14 protein-coding genes are annotated in these 14205 nt (G+C 72.6%); 6 read left to right on the forward strand and 8 right to left on the reverse strand.

All coding sequences use genetic code 11. From position 1 onward, the window contains the following. Positions 1–9: 9 nt before the first annotated feature. Positions 10–804 (reverse strand): SDR family NAD(P)-dependent oxidoreductase, encoded by a 795-nt coding sequence (locus IEZ00_RS32475; protein WP_189227201.1) that lies wholly within the window; start codon positions 802–804, stop codon positions 10–12. A gap of 143 nt (positions 805–947) precedes the next feature. Here IEZ00_RS32475 and IEZ00_RS32480 point away from each other — a divergent pair, with 143 nt between their 5' ends. Beyond that, complete coding sequence (locus tag IEZ00_RS32480) at positions 948–1520, forward strand: cysteine hydrolase family protein (protein ID WP_229796321.1); 573 nt, start codon at positions 948–950, stop codon at positions 1518–1520. 18 nt (positions 1521–1538) lie between these two features. Here the strand turns inward: IEZ00_RS32480 and IEZ00_RS32485 are convergent, their stop codons facing one another. Continuing rightward, complete coding sequence (locus tag IEZ00_RS32485; RefSeq protein ID WP_189227203.1) at positions 1539–5243, reverse strand: glycoside hydrolase family 2 TIM barrel-domain containing protein; 3705 nt, start codon at positions 5241–5243, stop codon at positions 1539–1541. A 275-nt stretch (positions 5244–5518) separates the two neighbouring features. Between IEZ00_RS32485 and IEZ00_RS32490 the strand changes: the two genes are divergently transcribed. The 3 genes from IEZ00_RS32490 (at position 5519) to IEZ00_RS32500 (ending at position 6947) form a co-directional block, all read left to right on the forward strand. Then, complete coding sequence (locus IEZ00_RS32490; RefSeq protein ID WP_229796322.1) at positions 5519–5881, forward strand: anti-sigma factor antagonist; 363 nt, start codon at positions 5519–5521, stop codon at positions 5879–5881. Between the two features lie 219 nt (positions 5882–6100). Next, on the forward strand, positions 6101–6760 hold the full coding sequence (locus IEZ00_RS32495) for a HemK2/MTQ2 family protein methyltransferase (protein WP_189227204.1): 660 nt from the start codon (positions 6101–6103) through the stop codon (positions 6758–6760). After that, positions 6732–6947 carry a CDGSH iron-sulfur domain-containing protein gene (locus IEZ00_RS32500; RefSeq protein ID WP_209619679.1) on the forward strand — a complete coding sequence of 72 codons (216 nt, stop codon included), beginning with the start codon at positions 6732–6734 and terminating at the stop codon, positions 6945–6947. The genes IEZ00_RS32495 and IEZ00_RS32500 overlap by 29 nt, the downstream gene beginning before the upstream one ends. Before the next feature lie 50 nt (positions 6948–6997). Here the strand turns inward: IEZ00_RS32500 and IEZ00_RS32505 are convergent, their stop codons facing one another. Genes IEZ00_RS32505 through IEZ00_RS32520 form a run of 4 tightly spaced genes read right to left on the reverse strand, consistent with a single transcriptional unit; the run spans position 6998 to position 11185 of the window. After that, positions 6998–7987: an iron-containing redox enzyme family protein gene (locus tag IEZ00_RS32505; protein ID WP_189227206.1), complete on the reverse strand. Its 990-nt coding sequence runs from the start codon at positions 7985–7987 to the stop codon at positions 6998–7000. Positions 7988–7996: 9 nt separating this feature from the next. Then, complete coding sequence (locus IEZ00_RS32510) at positions 7997–9112, reverse strand: carboxylate-amine ligase (protein WP_189227207.1); 1116 nt, start codon at positions 9110–9112, stop codon at positions 7997–7999. Positions 9113–9158: 46 nt separating this feature from the next. Continuing rightward, positions 9159–10706 carry an MDR family MFS transporter gene (locus IEZ00_RS32515; RefSeq protein ID WP_189227208.1) on the reverse strand — a complete coding sequence of 516 codons (1548 nt, stop codon included), beginning with the start codon at positions 10704–10706 and terminating at the stop codon, positions 9159–9161. Then, the gene (locus tag IEZ00_RS32520; protein ID WP_229796323.1) at positions 10703–11185 is read right to left on the reverse strand and encodes a MarR family winged helix-turn-helix transcriptional regulator; all 483 of its coding nucleotides are present in this window, start codon (positions 11183–11185) and stop codon (positions 10703–10705) included. Before IEZ00_RS32520 ends, IEZ00_RS32515 begins: the two co-directional genes overlap by 4 nt. 107 nt (positions 11186–11292) lie before the next feature. Between IEZ00_RS32520 and IEZ00_RS32525 the strand changes: the two genes are divergently transcribed. Beyond that, complete coding sequence (locus IEZ00_RS32525; protein WP_189227209.1) at positions 11293–11871, forward strand: TetR/AcrR family transcriptional regulator; 579 nt, start codon at positions 11293–11295, stop codon at positions 11869–11871. Positions 11872–11875: 4 nt separating this feature from the next. On the opposite strand, the gene IEZ00_RS32530 is transcribed toward IEZ00_RS32525, so the two are convergent. Both IEZ00_RS32530 and IEZ00_RS32535 read right to left on the reverse strand, forming a co-directional pair. Beyond that, complete coding sequence (locus IEZ00_RS32530; protein WP_189227210.1) at positions 11876–12655, reverse strand: hypothetical protein; 780 nt, start codon at positions 12653–12655, stop codon at positions 11876–11878. Positions 12656–12823: 168 nt separating this feature from the next. Further along, entirely contained in the window at positions 12824–13273 is a 450-nt protein-coding gene (locus IEZ00_RS32535; protein WP_189227211.1) for a MarR family winged helix-turn-helix transcriptional regulator, read from the reverse strand. A gap of 325 nt (positions 13274–13598) precedes the next feature. Between IEZ00_RS32535 and IEZ00_RS37450 the strand changes: the two genes are divergently transcribed. Further along, a partial coding sequence (locus IEZ00_RS37450) for a cytochrome P450 family protein (protein WP_506347079.1) occupies positions 13599–14205 on the forward strand: 607 nt, incomplete at its 3' end.

Genomic DNA, 14205 nt, shown 5'->3' on the forward strand with positions numbered 1-14205 from the left:
GGGCGGCCGTCAGGGCAGGATCGAGTCCACGTAGCCGCCGTCGACCCGGACCGCCGCGCCGGTGGTCGCCGAGGCCAGCGGAGAAGCCAGGTACACCACCAGGTTGGCGATCTCCTCGGGCTCGATCAGCCGCTGGAGCAGCGACTGCGGCCGGTGCAGCCGCATGAACTCCCGCTGCGCCCGGTCCCAGGGCAGGTCCCGGTCCACCAGCTGGTAGACGAAGTCCTCCACGCCGCCGGTGTGCGTGGGGCCCGCGATGACGCTGTTGACCGTCACCCCGCTGCCGGCGGCCTCCTTGGCGAACCCGCGCGACACCGCCAGCAGCGCGGTCTTCGACATGCCGTAGTGGATCATCTCCGCCGGGATCACCACGGCCGAGTCGCTGGCGATGTACTGCACGCGCCCCCAGCCGCGCTCGCGCATCCCCGGCAGGTAGGCGCGGGTGAGCCGGACCGCGGCCAGCACGTTGACCTCGAAGTAGCGCCGCCACTCGTCGTCGGTGATCTCCAGCGGCGGTCGCGCGCCGAAGATGCCCACGTTGTTGACCAGCACGTCCACCTCGGGCAGCGCGGCCAGCACGGCCGCCGCGCCCTCCTCGCTGGACACGTCGCCCGGCGCCGCCACGAACTCGGCCCCCGCGACCTCCTCGCGCAGCCGCGCGACGGCGCCGCCCACCGAGTCCGCGCCACGACCGTTGACCGCGACGCGGGCGCCCGCGCGGGCCAGCCCGGCCGCGATGGCCTGGCCGATGCCCCCGGTCGATCCGGTGACCAGTGCGGTCCTGCCGCTGAGGTCCAAGCGCATGTCGAGAAGTCCCTCCGCCGAGTGCGTCCATGATCGCGCGTCCGGAGCGGCGGCGCCGCGCGGCGGGCGCGGGCGCTGCACCGATCGGGCGAAGATCGCCCGCACCTGCGCGAACCGCACCCGGCGTGGCTAGATTCCCGGTGGTGACGGAGAACTCGCGCGGGACCGGCACGGCGCTGATCGTCGGGGACGTTCAGCGCGGCATCACCGAGGGCTACCCGTTCGCCAGGACCGTCGTGGGCCCGATCGCGGCACTGCTGCCGCGCGCCCGCGCCGCGGGCGTGCTGGTCGTGTTCGTGCGCATCGCCTGGCGGCTCAACGGCGCGGACGTCGCCGAGGGCAACCCGGTGATCACCGCCCTGTTCCAGGACCCGTCGTTCCTGGAGGGCTCGCCCGGCACGGAGGTCGACCCCGCGCTGGAGGTCGGGCCTGACGACGTGGTCGTGCTCAAGCGCCGCGCCAGCGCCTTCGCGGGCACCGACCTGGACCTCGTGCTGCGCGCCAGGGGGATCGACTCGCTGGTGCTCACCGGGGTGGCCACCGGGGCGATGGTCACCGCGACGCTGTTCGACGCCGCCGACCGCGACTACCGGATCACCGTGCTGCGCGACTGCTGCGCCGACGCCGACCCGGCGGTGCACGACTTCCTGGTGGACGTGCTGTTCCCCTCGCGGGGCGTCACCGTCACCGACAGCGCGTCCTGGGACCTGGGCTGACCGGTCACCCCCTGCTGTTCACCCCCCTGCGGGCAGGCCCGCGCGGGCCTCCTGCGCGGTCAGCGGCCGCAGCGCGAGCGCGTACTCGTAGGTGGTGTCCGGCCGCACCTGGCTGCGCTCGCGCACCGGGTTGGGCGTGTCGCCGACGCCGGTCGCGGCGTGGCTCGCGTGCAGGGTGAACCACCCGTCGTTGCGCTGCAGCTGGAACGGGTACGCCGCCCGGTCCAGGTCGTCGTACGGCGTCACGGACACGTCCTTCGCGCCCGCCACCAGCAGGCCGCCGGTGCGGCCGTCGGTGAGCAGCGCCCAGCGGGTGTCGGTGTGGTTGCCGTGGTCCTGGGGGCGGTGGTACTCGACGTACTGCTCGTCCACCGTGCTGGAGTGCACGCCGATCGGCGTGCCGTCCTTGCGGTCGACGTAGCTCTCCGCCTTGCGGCCGTACCAGGCGAACCGGTCGTAGCGGTCCGGCACGGCCAGCGAGACGCCCACCCGCGGCAGGTACGGCAGCGTGCGCGCGGCGCCCTGCGGGGTGACCTTGTGGCCAAGGCGCAGCGTGCCGGTGCCGTCCACCTCGTAGGTCATGGTCTGGTCGAACCACGCGCCGCTCACGTCCGGCGCGGCGACCCGGCTGTCCACGACCACCTTCGGCCCCGGCTCCACCCGCACGCCGGTGACCGCCGTGGCCAACCGGTCCAGGCCCGCCCTGCGCCAGTCCTCGCCCTCGGCGCGGCCCCACGCCCAGGTCTCGTTGCTGATCGGCGCGCGCCACACGTCCAGCTTCGGCCCGCCCGCCAGCAGTTCCCGGCCGCGCACCACGATCGAGGACAGCGCCCCGGTGCGCTTGTCCACGGTGTAGCGGACCTCGCCCGCGGTGGCGGTGACCTTGTCGGCGTCCTCGTGGGTGGTCACCCGTCGCGCCGGGGGAGTGCGGTCCAGGCCCGGCACCCGCGTGCCGCCCAGCGAGAACTGGTCGTGGGCCAGCACGTGCCCGGCGCGCAGCAGCGGCTGCCCGGACCGGGTCACCGCCTCCACGGTCAGGAAGCGCTCGCGGTCCGAGCCCGCGACCGGCAGTCGGATGGTGCCGGTCGAGGCGGCGGCCACCCGCAGCGGCTGCTCGCCCTCGACCACCGTGCGCGATCCCTCGGTCACCCGCCAGCGCAGGTTCAGGTCCTCCGTGCCGGTGAACTGCCGCTCGTTGTGCACCGACAGCACGCCGTCGGCGTAGCCGAACCGCAGCGGCTGGTGCGCCCAGGCCATCTGCGCGGTCTCCGGCTGCGCGTCGCGCTCCGCGCCCACCAGGCCGTCCACGCCGGACATGCCGGAACCGTAGGACAGGTGCGTGCCGCGCTTGTCGATCCGGTCGAAGTCCAGCGCCAGCACCGCGCCGCCCACCGGCTCGGCCGCCCGCAGCTCCTGCGCGCTCAGCGGCCGGTCGTAGATGCGCACGTCGTCCACGGCGCCGTGGGCCATGCGGCCGACGTTGCTCGGGTCGTTCCAGGAGGTCTCGAAGTCGCGGCCGATGTTGACCTCCGCAGACGAGGGGTCGATCGGCCCGCTGAACGGCGTGCTGCCGACCTCCACGCCGTCGATGTAGAGCCGCAGCGCCGTGCCGTCGTAGGTGCCGCTGACCCGGTGCCAGTTGCCGTAGAAGTCCGCGGGCACCGGGGCCTGCACGTACCGCCACGTGCCGCTGTGGATGAAGAACTCCAAGGTGTTCTCGGTCTTCATCTTCAGCGCGTACTGGTGGTCGCCCTTGCCGACGATGCGGAACTCGCCGCTCCACCGCGCGGGCTTGACCCAGGCGTCCAGGGTCAGCCGCGTGCCGGTGATGTCCAGCCTGCGGTCGCGGTAGACCTCCACGAAGTCGTCCAACCCGGACATGAACAGCGCCTTGCCGCGGTGCCCCTCGACCAGTTCGGGCGCGCCCGTCAGGTGGGCGGAGATGTCGTTGCCGGAGCTGTCGGGCACGATCCGCACGTCCTGGCGGATGCTCTGCTCGGCCCAGTCCCAGATGAAGCCGCCCTGGGTGGCGTGGTTGGCGCGGGTGATGTCCCAGAACTCCCGGAAGTTGCCCAGGCTGTTGCCCATGGCGTGGGCGTACTCGCCGAAGATCAGCGGCTTGGTGGTGGACTGCGCCTGGCCCGCGAACTTCTCCGGCGACGGGTAGCGCGGCCCCCACACGTCGGCGAACGGCGCGTCGCCGTCGGGGTTGTTGGACTGGTGGTAGATCGGCCGGGTGGGCTCGTTGGCGTCCAGCCACTCGGCCATCGCGTAGTGGTGCGCGCCCAGGCCCGCCTCGTTGCCGGTGTCCCACATGAACACGCTCGGGTGGTTCTTGTCCCGTTCCACCATGCCGACCAGCCGGTCCAGGAAGGCGTCGCGCCACTCGGGCTGGTCGGCCTGGCACCAGCGCGAGCAGTCCTCGTGGTTGTGGGTCTCGATGTCGACCTCGTCGTCGATCCACAGGCCGTGCTTGTCGGCCAGCTCGTAGAAGTACGGGTCGGACGGGTAGTGCGCGGTGCGCACGGCGTTGACGTTGAGCTGCTCCATCAGCGCCACGTCGCGCTCCTGGGCCGCGCGCGGCACGTGCCTGCCGTGATCGGGGTCGGTCTCGGCCCGGTTGACGCCCTTGAACAGCACCTTCTTGCCGTTGACCAGCAGTTGCCGGTCGCGGATCTCGATCTCCCGGAAGCCGACCGTCTCGCTGGTGACGTGCGTGGTGCGGCCGTCGGGGCCGGAGAGGGTGAGCACGACCGTGTAGAGGTTGGGCGTCTCGTCGGTCCACTTGGCGGGATCGCGCACCGGCAGCGAGAGGTCCACGGCGGTCGGACCGGTCACGTCCACGTCCCGGCTCGCCGAGCCGACCTGGCGGCCCCGCGCGTCGCGCAGGCTCGCGGTGACGCGGTGCGCTCCGGTGCTCCCGCCGTCCTTGTGGCCGAGTTCCACCCGCGCGGACAGCGTGGCGTCGGTGTAGGTGGCGTCGAGGTCGGTTCGCAGGGTCACGTCCTGCACGTAGGTGGCGGGCGTGGAGAACAGGCCGACCGAGCGGAAGATGCCCGAGTAGCGCCACTGGTCCACGTCCTCCAGGTAGGCGCCCGCGCTCCAGCGGTGCACCTGCACGGCGACGCGGTTGCGGCCGGGGCGCAGCGCGGCGGAGATGTCGAACTCGGCCGGGGTGTAGCCGCCCTGGTCGTAGCCGACGTAGCGGCCGTTGACCCAGACGAGGTAGGCCGAGGTCACGCCCTCGAAGCGGAGGAAGGTCCGGCGGTCGCGCCAGTCGTCGGGCAGGTCGAAGTCGCGGGTGTAGGCGCCGGTCGGGTTGATGTCGCGGGGGACCCTGGGCGGGTCGTCCGGCTGGATCTCGGTGGCGATGTTGCGGAAGATCGGGTGGTCCAGCCCGTCGGTCTGCCAGGTGTGCGGCACCGACACCTCGCGCCAGCCGGAGGTGTCGTAGCCGTCGGCGTGGAACCCCGCGGGCACCTCCTCCGGCCGGTCGGCCATGGCGATGCGCCACCGCCCGTCCAGCGACCGGGTGTAGGGCGTGCGCTCCTCGCGACGCACCGCCTGCTCGACCTCCCGGTAGGGGCGCAGGTGGGCGTGGTGCGGTTCCTGGCCCTCGCCGACGAGGGCGGGGTTCTCCAGGTAGGAGTAGAGGTCGGTGGGCGCTCCGGCTGCGGACGCGGGTCCCGCGCCGCTGAGCGAACCAGTCGCAATCAACAACATCGCCGCGAAACCGCGCAGAACCCGCACGCTGAACCTCCACGTTCAGACACAACTGAACAGGAGACAACAGCAGTGCGCCGCGGGCGTCAATCCCGCATTCGCTCGCAGCGCTGTCTCGTCTCGATTGGTAGCGCCGAACGGACCAACCCGCTTCCCCGATGGACAGGCGTTCGGGGGTTGCCGCTTGCGTTCGCCCCACGGGGGACTAACATCGGGATCGCAGCAGGTTCAGCCTGGTAGCCGCTGCCTTCCACACTCGGTGAGGAGGCGTGGCCGTGTCTGAGTTCGAAGAAGTGCTGCGAGTGCGCCGGGAGACCAGCGGCACCGCGGTGGTGGTCAGCGCCGAAGGTGAAGTCGACCAGGCGACAGCGGGGCTCTTCCACCGCGAGCTGCTGCGCGCGCTCGCCGAGGTCGGCCCGCCATCGCCCGTCGTGGTCGACCTGTCCGGCGTCGAGTTCTTCGGCTCCGCGGGGTTGAACGAGCTCGTGCTCGCCCACGTGCAGGCCGAGCTGCTGGGCGCGCAGCTGCGGGTGGTCGCCCAGCACCGCGAGGTGCTCAGGCCGCTGCGGATCACCGGCCTGGACGAGCAGCTGCACCTGAGCCCGACCGTGGACGCCGCGCTCGGCACCCCGGTCTGACCCACGCCCGTGCGGGCGGTCGGCAGCAGCACCACCGGCGGTCGGAGCGGGACAGCGTCGCCGCCTGCCGACGTCGCCGGAGCGGCATGTTAGGTGCCCGAACGGGGGACCGCACGACGGCAGCCACCCGGCCGGGCGAATGTCCGCGACACGCCGGTTCGGCGGGCAGCGCTGCTCCCACCGCCGTTTGCGGGCCCCGATTCAGGGAACTTGTGTCCCATGTGGCTGCTGAGACCGCCCGGTGTGTACCCCCCGCAGGACGACACCAGGCTGCTGGCCGAGGCGATGGCATATGCGGGAATCCGTCCGGGGGCGCACGTGCTGGACGTGTGCACCGGAACCGGTGCGCTGGCGGTGGCCGCGGCACGCGCGGGCGCGGGCGAGGTGACCGCGGTGGACAGGTGCAGGCGGGCGGTGTTCGCCGCGTGGGCCAACGGCCGCGCCCACCGGGTGCGGGTGCGGGCCCGGCACGGGGACTTCGGCGACCTGGTGGGGGAGCGGCGGTTCGACGTCGTCACCGCCAACCCGCCCTACGTGCCCAGCCAGGACGTGCCCGACCGCGGCCCCGCGCGGGCGTGGGACGCGGGCGAGCGCGGCCGGGCGGTGCTGGACCGGCTGTGCGCGGTGATGCCGCTGCTGCTGGCGGAGCGCGGGATCGGGCTCATCGTGCACTCCGGCCTGTGCGGCGAGGAGGCCACGCTGCACCAGCTGCGCGGCGGCGGGCTGAAGGCATCGGTGGTGGCCCGGCGGACGGTCCCCTTCGGGCCGGTGATGCGCGGGCGGGCGCGGTGGCTGGAGGACAGGGGGCTGATCGCCCCCGGCCAGCGGCACGAGGAGTTGGTGGTGATCCGTGCCGACCGAGCCGACGCGGCGGCGTGACGCGCGACGGGTGACCGTCGTGCCGGAGGGGCCGATCCTGGTGGAGGGACCGGTCGACATGGTGCTCGAGGACGGCACGCGGGTGTGCTCGGACCGGTTCCTGGTGGCGGTCTGCGGGTGCAAGCGGAGCAAGCGGTACCCGCTGTGCGACACCAGCCACCGCAAGCGCGTCCGCCTGGACGACTGACACCCGGTTGTGGGAGCGGGCCGCCCCGTGGACGGCCCGCTCCCGTCGTTTCACGGCAGCGGTTCGCGCAGCGAGGTCGCGTCGTTCTTCCACGACCCCAGCAGGTGGTCGGCCAGGTGCTGCTCCAGCAGCTCGGTGGCGCGCACGCCGAAGACCACCGAGCCGGTCAGCTCCGGCTCGCGCTCCAGCAGGTCGCCGATGACGTCGCGGCGCATCACCTGCTCGTGCACCGCGTCGGCCTCGATGTGCTCGGTGAAGAACTCCACGCAGTCGGGGTGGGCGTCCAGCCTGCGCAGCGCGTCGGCCATCCGCTTGGCGCTGGGCGCGGTGGTGATCTCGGCCGCCGCGAAGTGCCCGACCAGCGCGCCGCGCAGGTCCCGGTGCAGCCCGAACAGCGACATCATGTTCACGTTCGCCAGCATCGGCGCGGGCACGTGCTCCAGGTAGGCCAGGTAGCCGTCGTCCAGCCCGGCCCCGGCGAGCAGCTTGGCGTACAGGTGCGAGTGCATCCGGTCCCCGCGCCCGCCGCCGAACTCGTCGAACTCCACCGCCACCAGCGACGCCTTGGCCCGGCCCTGCAGGCGCGGGATCACCCAGGCGTGCGGGTCGGCCTCCTTGTGGTGGTAGATCGACCGGTGCACCAGGTACTCGCGCATGTGCCACCACTGGCCCTCGTCGCGCAGGAAGTGGCTGACGCCGTTGCCGCCGATCGGTTCGACCAGCAGCTCGTCGAGCACCTCGGTCAGCGTGGGCCCCTCGGGCAGGTCGGCGCGCAGGGCGGCGAGGAAGACCTCCTCCAGCACCGCGCGGAACCGGATCAGCTCAGGCTCCCACTCCCACCGGGGGGAAACACCGGTGAAGCCCCGGTAGTGCAGCTCGTAGCAGACGTGCAGGGCGAGCTGGAGGTCCTCGCCGTAGGGGTCGGCGCGGCGGGCGTCGTCCAGGGGCAGGACGGGCGGCGGGGGATCGGCCCGCAGGGCTTCGACGACAGCCGCGGACAGCGGTCCGCGAGGTGACGGGAGCACGGCCGTGTTGGTCATGAGCGGGGATTACCCGCTCGTCCCCCGATGTGCACGCCCGGTCGGTGTGATCACGTCCGCGCCCAGGAACGCCGCGGCCAGCGCGTCCACCGCCGCCGCCGGGCCGTCCGCCGCCGCCGCCCGGCGCTGCCGCCGCGCGCCCTCGCCGCCGACCAGGGCCGGCGCCCGCAGCGCGGGGTCCAGCACCGGAGCCACGTGGTCCAGCAGCGCCCGCACCAGGTCGGTGGCGGGCACCCGCACGCCCCGCCACGGGTCCACCGCGGGCCCGTCCAGGCCGTAGCGGGCCGCCGACCACACCGCCGCGGCCAGCACCTGCTCGTCGAAGTCCCCGGCCTCCCTGCCCTCGGCCAGGTCGGCCAGCGCGGTCTCCACCAGTGCCCTGGTCAGCCCGGCCTGCAGCACCGCCTCGTCGACGGTGGCCGCCGCGTCCGCCGCGCGCACCTCGACGGTCGGGTACCGGGGCGAGGGCCTGGCCAGCCAGAACGTCATGCTCGCGTCGGCCAGCACACCGCAGTCGACCAGCCTGGCCACCCGCTCGTCGTGGTCGGCGGCGGAGGTGAACCGGGGGGTGACCCCGGAGCCGGGGAAGCGGGCCTGGTGCATCATCCGCCAGCTGCCGTAACCGGTGTCCCGGCCGTGCTCGAACGGCGAGTTCACCGACAGCGCCAGCAGCGTCGGCAGCCACGGCCGCAGGTGGTTGACGACCGCGACGGCGGTGTCGCGGTCGGGCACGCCCACGTGCACGTGGCACCCGCAGCACTGGTAGTCGGTCACCTGCTCCCGGTACAGGTCGGTGATCAGGTCGAACCGCTCGCCGGGGCTGATCGGCGCGGCCCCGCCGAGCACCGGGGTGCCCGAGGACACCAGCCGCGCGCCCTCCGCCGCGGCGGCCTCGGCCAGCGCGGCGCGGCCCGCGGTCAACTGCTCGCGCAGCTCGGCGAGGTCGCCGCACACGCCGCTGGCGAACTCCAGCTGCGAGGTCAGCATCTCGCCGTGCGCCTGCCCGCCGGGCGGCAGCGCCCGGCCGCGCACCCGTGACAGCACAGCGCGGGCACGCGGCGTCGTCCGCCGCGTGCCCGCGTCCACGAGGAGGAACTCCTCCTCCACTCCGACCGTGGCGCCCATCAGGGGGCCGAGTACCCCGGCGCGATCATGCCGAACCGACCTGTTCTCATCGGGCGGGCTCGCTGGGCAGGTCGACGCTGTTGCGCAGCGTGATGGGCTTGAGCAGCAGCGCCGCGATCACGCCGACCACCGCGATGCCCGCCGAGATCAGGAAGATGTGGCCGGTGGCGTCGCCGTAGGCGGCGCGCACGATGTGCTGCACGGCCTCGGGCAGCGCGGTGATGTTGAGGTTGCTGCTGCCGCTGCTGGAGGCCGCGGGGAAGCCCGCCGCGGTCAGGTCGCGGGTGATCTGGTCGCCCACCCGCCGGGCCAGCACCGCGCCCAGCACCGACACGCCGATGGTGCCGCCCAGCGAGCGGAAGAACGCCACCGTGGAGCTGGCCGCGCCGATGTCGCGCAGCGACACCGTGTTCTGCACCGCCAGCACCAGGTTCTGCATGGTCATGCCGACGCCGATGCCGACCAGCAGCATGGCCCCGCCCAGGAACACCAGCGAGGTCTCGTGGTCGATCACGCCCAGCGCGGCGAACCCGGCCACCAGCACGACCGAGCCGGTGACGATGTAGGGCTTGACCCTGCCGCTGCGCGTGATCATCCGGCCCGCGACGATCGACGAGCCCAGCACGCCGACCATCATCGGGATGGTCAGCAGGCCCGCCTCGGTGGGGCTGTAGCCGCGGCCGATCTGGAAGTACTGGCCGAGGAACACCGCGCCGCCGAACATCGCCATGCCGACCGCCAGGCTGGCCAGGATCGCCAGGGCCGTGGTGCGCTGCCGGACGATGGCCAGCGGCACCACCGGCTCGCTGGCGCGGGACTCGACGTAGACAGCCAGCGCCAGCAGCAGCAGCCCGCCACCGACCATGGCCGCGCTCTGCCAGGAGATCCAGGCGAACGAGTCGTCCACGAAGGAGATCCAGACCAGCAGCACGCTCACGCCCGCCGCGATCAGCGTCGCGCCCAAGTAGTCGATCTTGACGTTCTCCCGCCGGATGGTGGGCACGTGCAGGGTGGCCTGGAGCACGACCAGCGCCAGCACCGCCACCGGCACGCCGACGAAGAAGCACCAGCGCCAGCCCAGCCACGAGGTGTCCACGATCAGCCCGCCCAGCAGCGGTCCGCCGACGGTGGCCACGGCCATGACGCCGCCCAGGTAGCCGTTGTACCGGCCGCGCTCGCGGGGCGGGATCATCGCCGCGATCACCACCTGCACCAGCGCCTGCAGGCCGCCCACGCCGATGCCCTGGAAGGCGCGGGCGCCGATGAGCTGGCCCGCGCTCTGCGCCAGCCCGCTGATCACCGAGCCGATCACGAAGAGCACGATGGCCACCTGGACCAGGGTCTTCTTGTTGAACAGGTCGGCGAGCTTGCCCCAGATGGGGGTGCTGGCGGTCGCGGTGAGCAGGGTTGCGGTGACCACCCAGGTGTACTGCGTCTGCGAGCCGTTGAGGGCGCCGATGATCTGGGGCAGCGCCGTGGACACCACCGTGCCGCTGAGCATCGCGACGAACAGCACGAGCAGCAGACCGCTGAGCGCCTCCATGATCTGCCGATGGCTCATCGGCTCCGTGCCGGTCGTGCTGACTGCGCTCATGGCGCGGCCTCCATTGTGCTAGCGGAGCCGACGGCCCCTTCGATGTCGGTGGTCAGGCGGGCCAGCATCGAGATCAGCGCGGCCACCTCGTCGGTGCGCCAGTCGGCGAGCGCCCTGCTCATCAGATCGTCGTACCAACCCCTGGCCGCCGCCAGCGCGGCGTGCCCCTCGGGGGTGATGGCCAGGATGCTGGCGCGTCCGTCGCCGGGGTCGGCCCGCCGCTCGACCAGGCCGTGGGTGACCAGGGCGCCCACCGCCCGGCTGACCGTGGACGGGTCGAGCCCGGCCCGCGCGGCCAGTTCCTTGGCGTGGCAGCCGGTCGGGTGCCCGGTGAAGTTGTCGATCATGGACAGCGTGCCGATCAGCCCTGGGGGCAGGGCCGGTGAGCTCTCGCCCTGCGACTGCTTGACCAGGCGGACGGTTCGCATGAGGTCGCGGATCCGGTCCTGCAACGCGTCGCGCTGCGCCTTGGTGTCCACGTCGACACCTCCCTATCGATGCTTGCCGCATACAAGTATTCACCGAACTTGCCCACTGTGCAAATTTGCCTATTGGGCACGTTGAGTGGCGTGCGTACGCTGGGGCGGTGGAGACGACGCTGGGGCTGCGCGAGCGCAAGAAGGCGGCCACGCGCCAGGCGCTGCACGAGGCGGCGCTGCGGCTGGCGCTGGAGCACGGCTTGGAGCGGGTCACCGTGGAGGCGATCGCGGACGCCGCGTCGGTGTCCCGCCGCACGTTCTCGAACTACTTCGCGAACAAGGAGGAGGCGATCCTCCACCGGGACCAGCAGCGGCTGCGCAGGCTGCTGCGACTGGTCCGGGAACGCCCCGAGGGGGAGCCCCCGCGCACCGCGTTGTCACGAGCGGCGCTGCAGGTGGTCGAGGACGGCTACGACCCGGTCTGGCTGGCCCACCGCGACCTGCTGCGCGGACACCCGAGCCTGCTCGCGCACCAGGTGGCCGCCTACGGCGCGGTCGAGCGCGACCTGGCCGCCGAGCTCGCCCGCAGGCTCGCGGACGACCCGGCGGCCGCGCTGCGCGCCCGCGTGCTGGCCGCCACGTTCCTGGCGTCCCTGCGCGCGGCCATCCAGCACTGGGTCGAGCACCCCGAACTGGTGCTGGCCGACGTGGTCGAGGCGGCCCTGCGGTACGGGGTGCGGGGGTGAGTGGTCAGCAGCCCACGCGGGCGGTGCTCAGCGCGATGTCGTCGATCCGCACGTCGTAGCCCGACGGCGTGGGGTCGCCCTGGTAGAGCTGCCAGCCCAGCTTCACCGTGTCGAACCGGGGGAAGACGAAGTCCACGTCGTTGCCCCCGTGCTCGCGGGTGGACACGGTCAGGTCCGGCTGCGGCACGCCGTCGAACCACACCGTGATCCGGTTGTCGGCGGCCTCCATCCGCCACTCGAAGCACAGCCAGCGGCCCGCCACCGAGGGCGCGGACTCGCGCCAGTTGGTCCAGTCGCCGGTGGGACCGCCGTCGGCGCCGACGCCCCACAGCGCCCGGTCCAGCGTCGGCACGTACTGGCCGCCCAGCGGTCGGACGATCTCCGGCCCCGTCCCGGTGGCCTCGACCAGCGTGTAGTGCGCCCAGTCCGGGGCGACGGGGAAGGCGTCGACCTTCAGCCGCACCCGGCCGTAGAAGCTGTTGCCGGGCGGGGCGAAGTCGTCGACCTTCAGGAACGCCCGGCCGTTGCCCTCGGTGTGCACGCGCAGCACCTTCTGCCCGCGCCTGCCCTCCCGCTCCACGGTGAGCGTGCCGTGCTTGGTGTCCACGCCCCAGTCGAGGCTGCTCGCCCCGCCGGTGGGCAGGTCCTGGAAGTCCTCGCAGAACAGCAGGGCCGACTTGGCGCAGGTGCCGGGGCCTCGGCCCGGTGACGACGCGGCGGCGGTCGCGGTCGTCGTCAGCGGCAGCAGCAGGATCAGGGCGAGCGTGGGTAACCGGTTGCGCAACGCGAACTCCTCCTCGAGTCGGTGGAGCAGCACGCTACGCGATCTGGGAACGCTCCCATACCTGCTGTCGGCGGGTTGCGGTGGGCATCGGCCCGCGCCGTGGCCCAGCGACGTCACGGCAAAGGCCTGGTCCCCGATCCGGCTGATCCGCCGATGAGCGGGTGCGGGTCAGCCGCTGCTCTGGGATCGCCCTGGGCCCGATGGCAGAGCGCTGCCGAACACCCTCTCGCCCTCGGTGGCGAAGCGCGGCAGCAGCAGCCCGAACATCGCCCGTTCCTCGGGCGTCCAGTCGGCGCAGATGCGCCGGATCAACGCCCGGTTGCGCACCCGCATGTCGTCGAGGAAGCCCTGGGCCGTCGGAGTCAGGCTCGCCACCATCGCGCGCCGGTCCCGCTCGTCGGGCCGCCGGTCCACCAGACCGCGGGACTCCAGGTCGTCGAGGTGACGCGTCACCGTCGTCCGGTCCAGGCCGAGCTCCTCGGCGAGCTGCGACACCCGGAGCGGCCCGACCCGGTGCAGCACGAACAGCGGCGAGGCGGTGCCCCTGCGCAGCCCCGGCGAGATGCTGCCCGCGATCCGCTCGAAGAAGTCCTCCGTCGTCCGCGTGAGCAAGGACATCGCGTCGAGGACCCGTGTCTCGAGTGTCTGTCGCGTCATGGGGCCGCTCCGCTCCTGTCCATCCCGACCGCCGAGGAGGGGGCACGCGGTCCGCGCTGCGCCGCTTGATGCGAATTCACGTGTACCCCGCTTCCTAAACAGTGTACGTGAGGGCCTGCCGCAAGGCTCCGTCGGCTTCAGCGACAGCAACGGACCGCGTTCGAACTACGTGTAGACGGCATCATAATTTGCGTGTACGTTGCCTCATATCTGAACTGCGAGCGGTGCTCCTGACGGCCATGCCGGAGCGCAGCGCCGCGCACACCACCACGGAAGGGAACCAAGCGTGGAGCCGAACTACCCACTGCACCTGCCGGACTTCTACATCGGCGACCCCGCACCGGCCTACCGGGACTTGCGCCGCAACTCCCCGGTCCACTGGACCAGCGCCAACGGTGGGTTCTGGGGCATCACGCGCTACGAGGACGTCAAGTTCATCGGCGCGCGGCCACACCTGTTCTCGTCGGCGAAGGGCGTGCTGATGCCGGACGGCAAGCCTCGGGCGGTGGACCCGCGCCCGATGCTCATCACGACCGATCCGCCGCGGCACAAGGCACTGCGCCAGCTGATCTCGAAGGGCTTCACCCCGAAGCACATCAACGCGATGGAGCCCGACGTCCGCGCGATAGTGCGCGGCGTGCTGGACTCCGCGAAGCCCGGCGTCGAACTGGAGTACGCGGAGGGGATCGTCGCCAAGGTCCCGGTCCGGATCATCGCCGACCTGCTCGGAGCGCCGCCCGAGGACTGGGAGCGGTTCCGCGCCTGGTCCGACGCATCCGTCGGCTCGGCCGACCCCGACATCACGTTGTCCTCGCAGGACGCGTTCGGGGCGCTGACCGCCTACTTCCGCCAGTTGATCGACCTGCGCCAGCGGAACCGCACCAACGACCTCA

The organism is Saccharothrix coeruleofusca (genome assembly GCF_014648515.1).
Taxonomy (GTDB): domain Bacteria; phylum Actinomycetota; class Actinomycetes; order Mycobacteriales; family Pseudonocardiaceae; genus Actinosynnema; species Actinosynnema coeruleofuscum.

Bases quoted from the DNA above. Each gene is read 5' to 3' on its own strand.
- IEZ00_RS32535 (WP_189227211.1), bottom strand. From the start codon at position 13,273: ATGTCCTTGCTCACGCGGACGACGGAGGACTTCTTCGAGCGGATCGCG.
- IEZ00_RS32505 (WP_189227206.1), bottom strand. From the start codon at position 7,987: ATGACCAACACGGCCGTGCTCCCGTCACCTCGCGGACCGCTGTCCGCG.
- IEZ00_RS32485 (WP_189227203.1), bottom strand. From the start codon at position 5,243: ATGTTGTTGATTGCGACTGGTTCGCTCAGCGGCGCGGGACCCGCGTCC.
- IEZ00_RS32475 (WP_189227201.1), bottom strand. From the start codon at position 804: ATGCGCTTGGACCTCAGCGGCAGGACCGCACTGGTCACCGGATCGACC.
- IEZ00_RS32510 (WP_189227207.1), bottom strand. From the start codon at position 9,112: ATGGGCGCCACGGTCGGAGTGGAGGAGGAGTTCCTCCTCGTGGACGCG.
- IEZ00_RS32495 (WP_189227204.1), top strand. From the start codon at position 6,101: ATGTGGCTGCTGAGACCGCCCGGTGTGTACCCCCCGCAGGACGACACC.
- IEZ00_RS32515 (WP_189227208.1), bottom strand. From the start codon at position 10,706: ATGAGCGCAGTCAGCACGACCGGCACGGAGCCGATGAGCCATCGGCAG.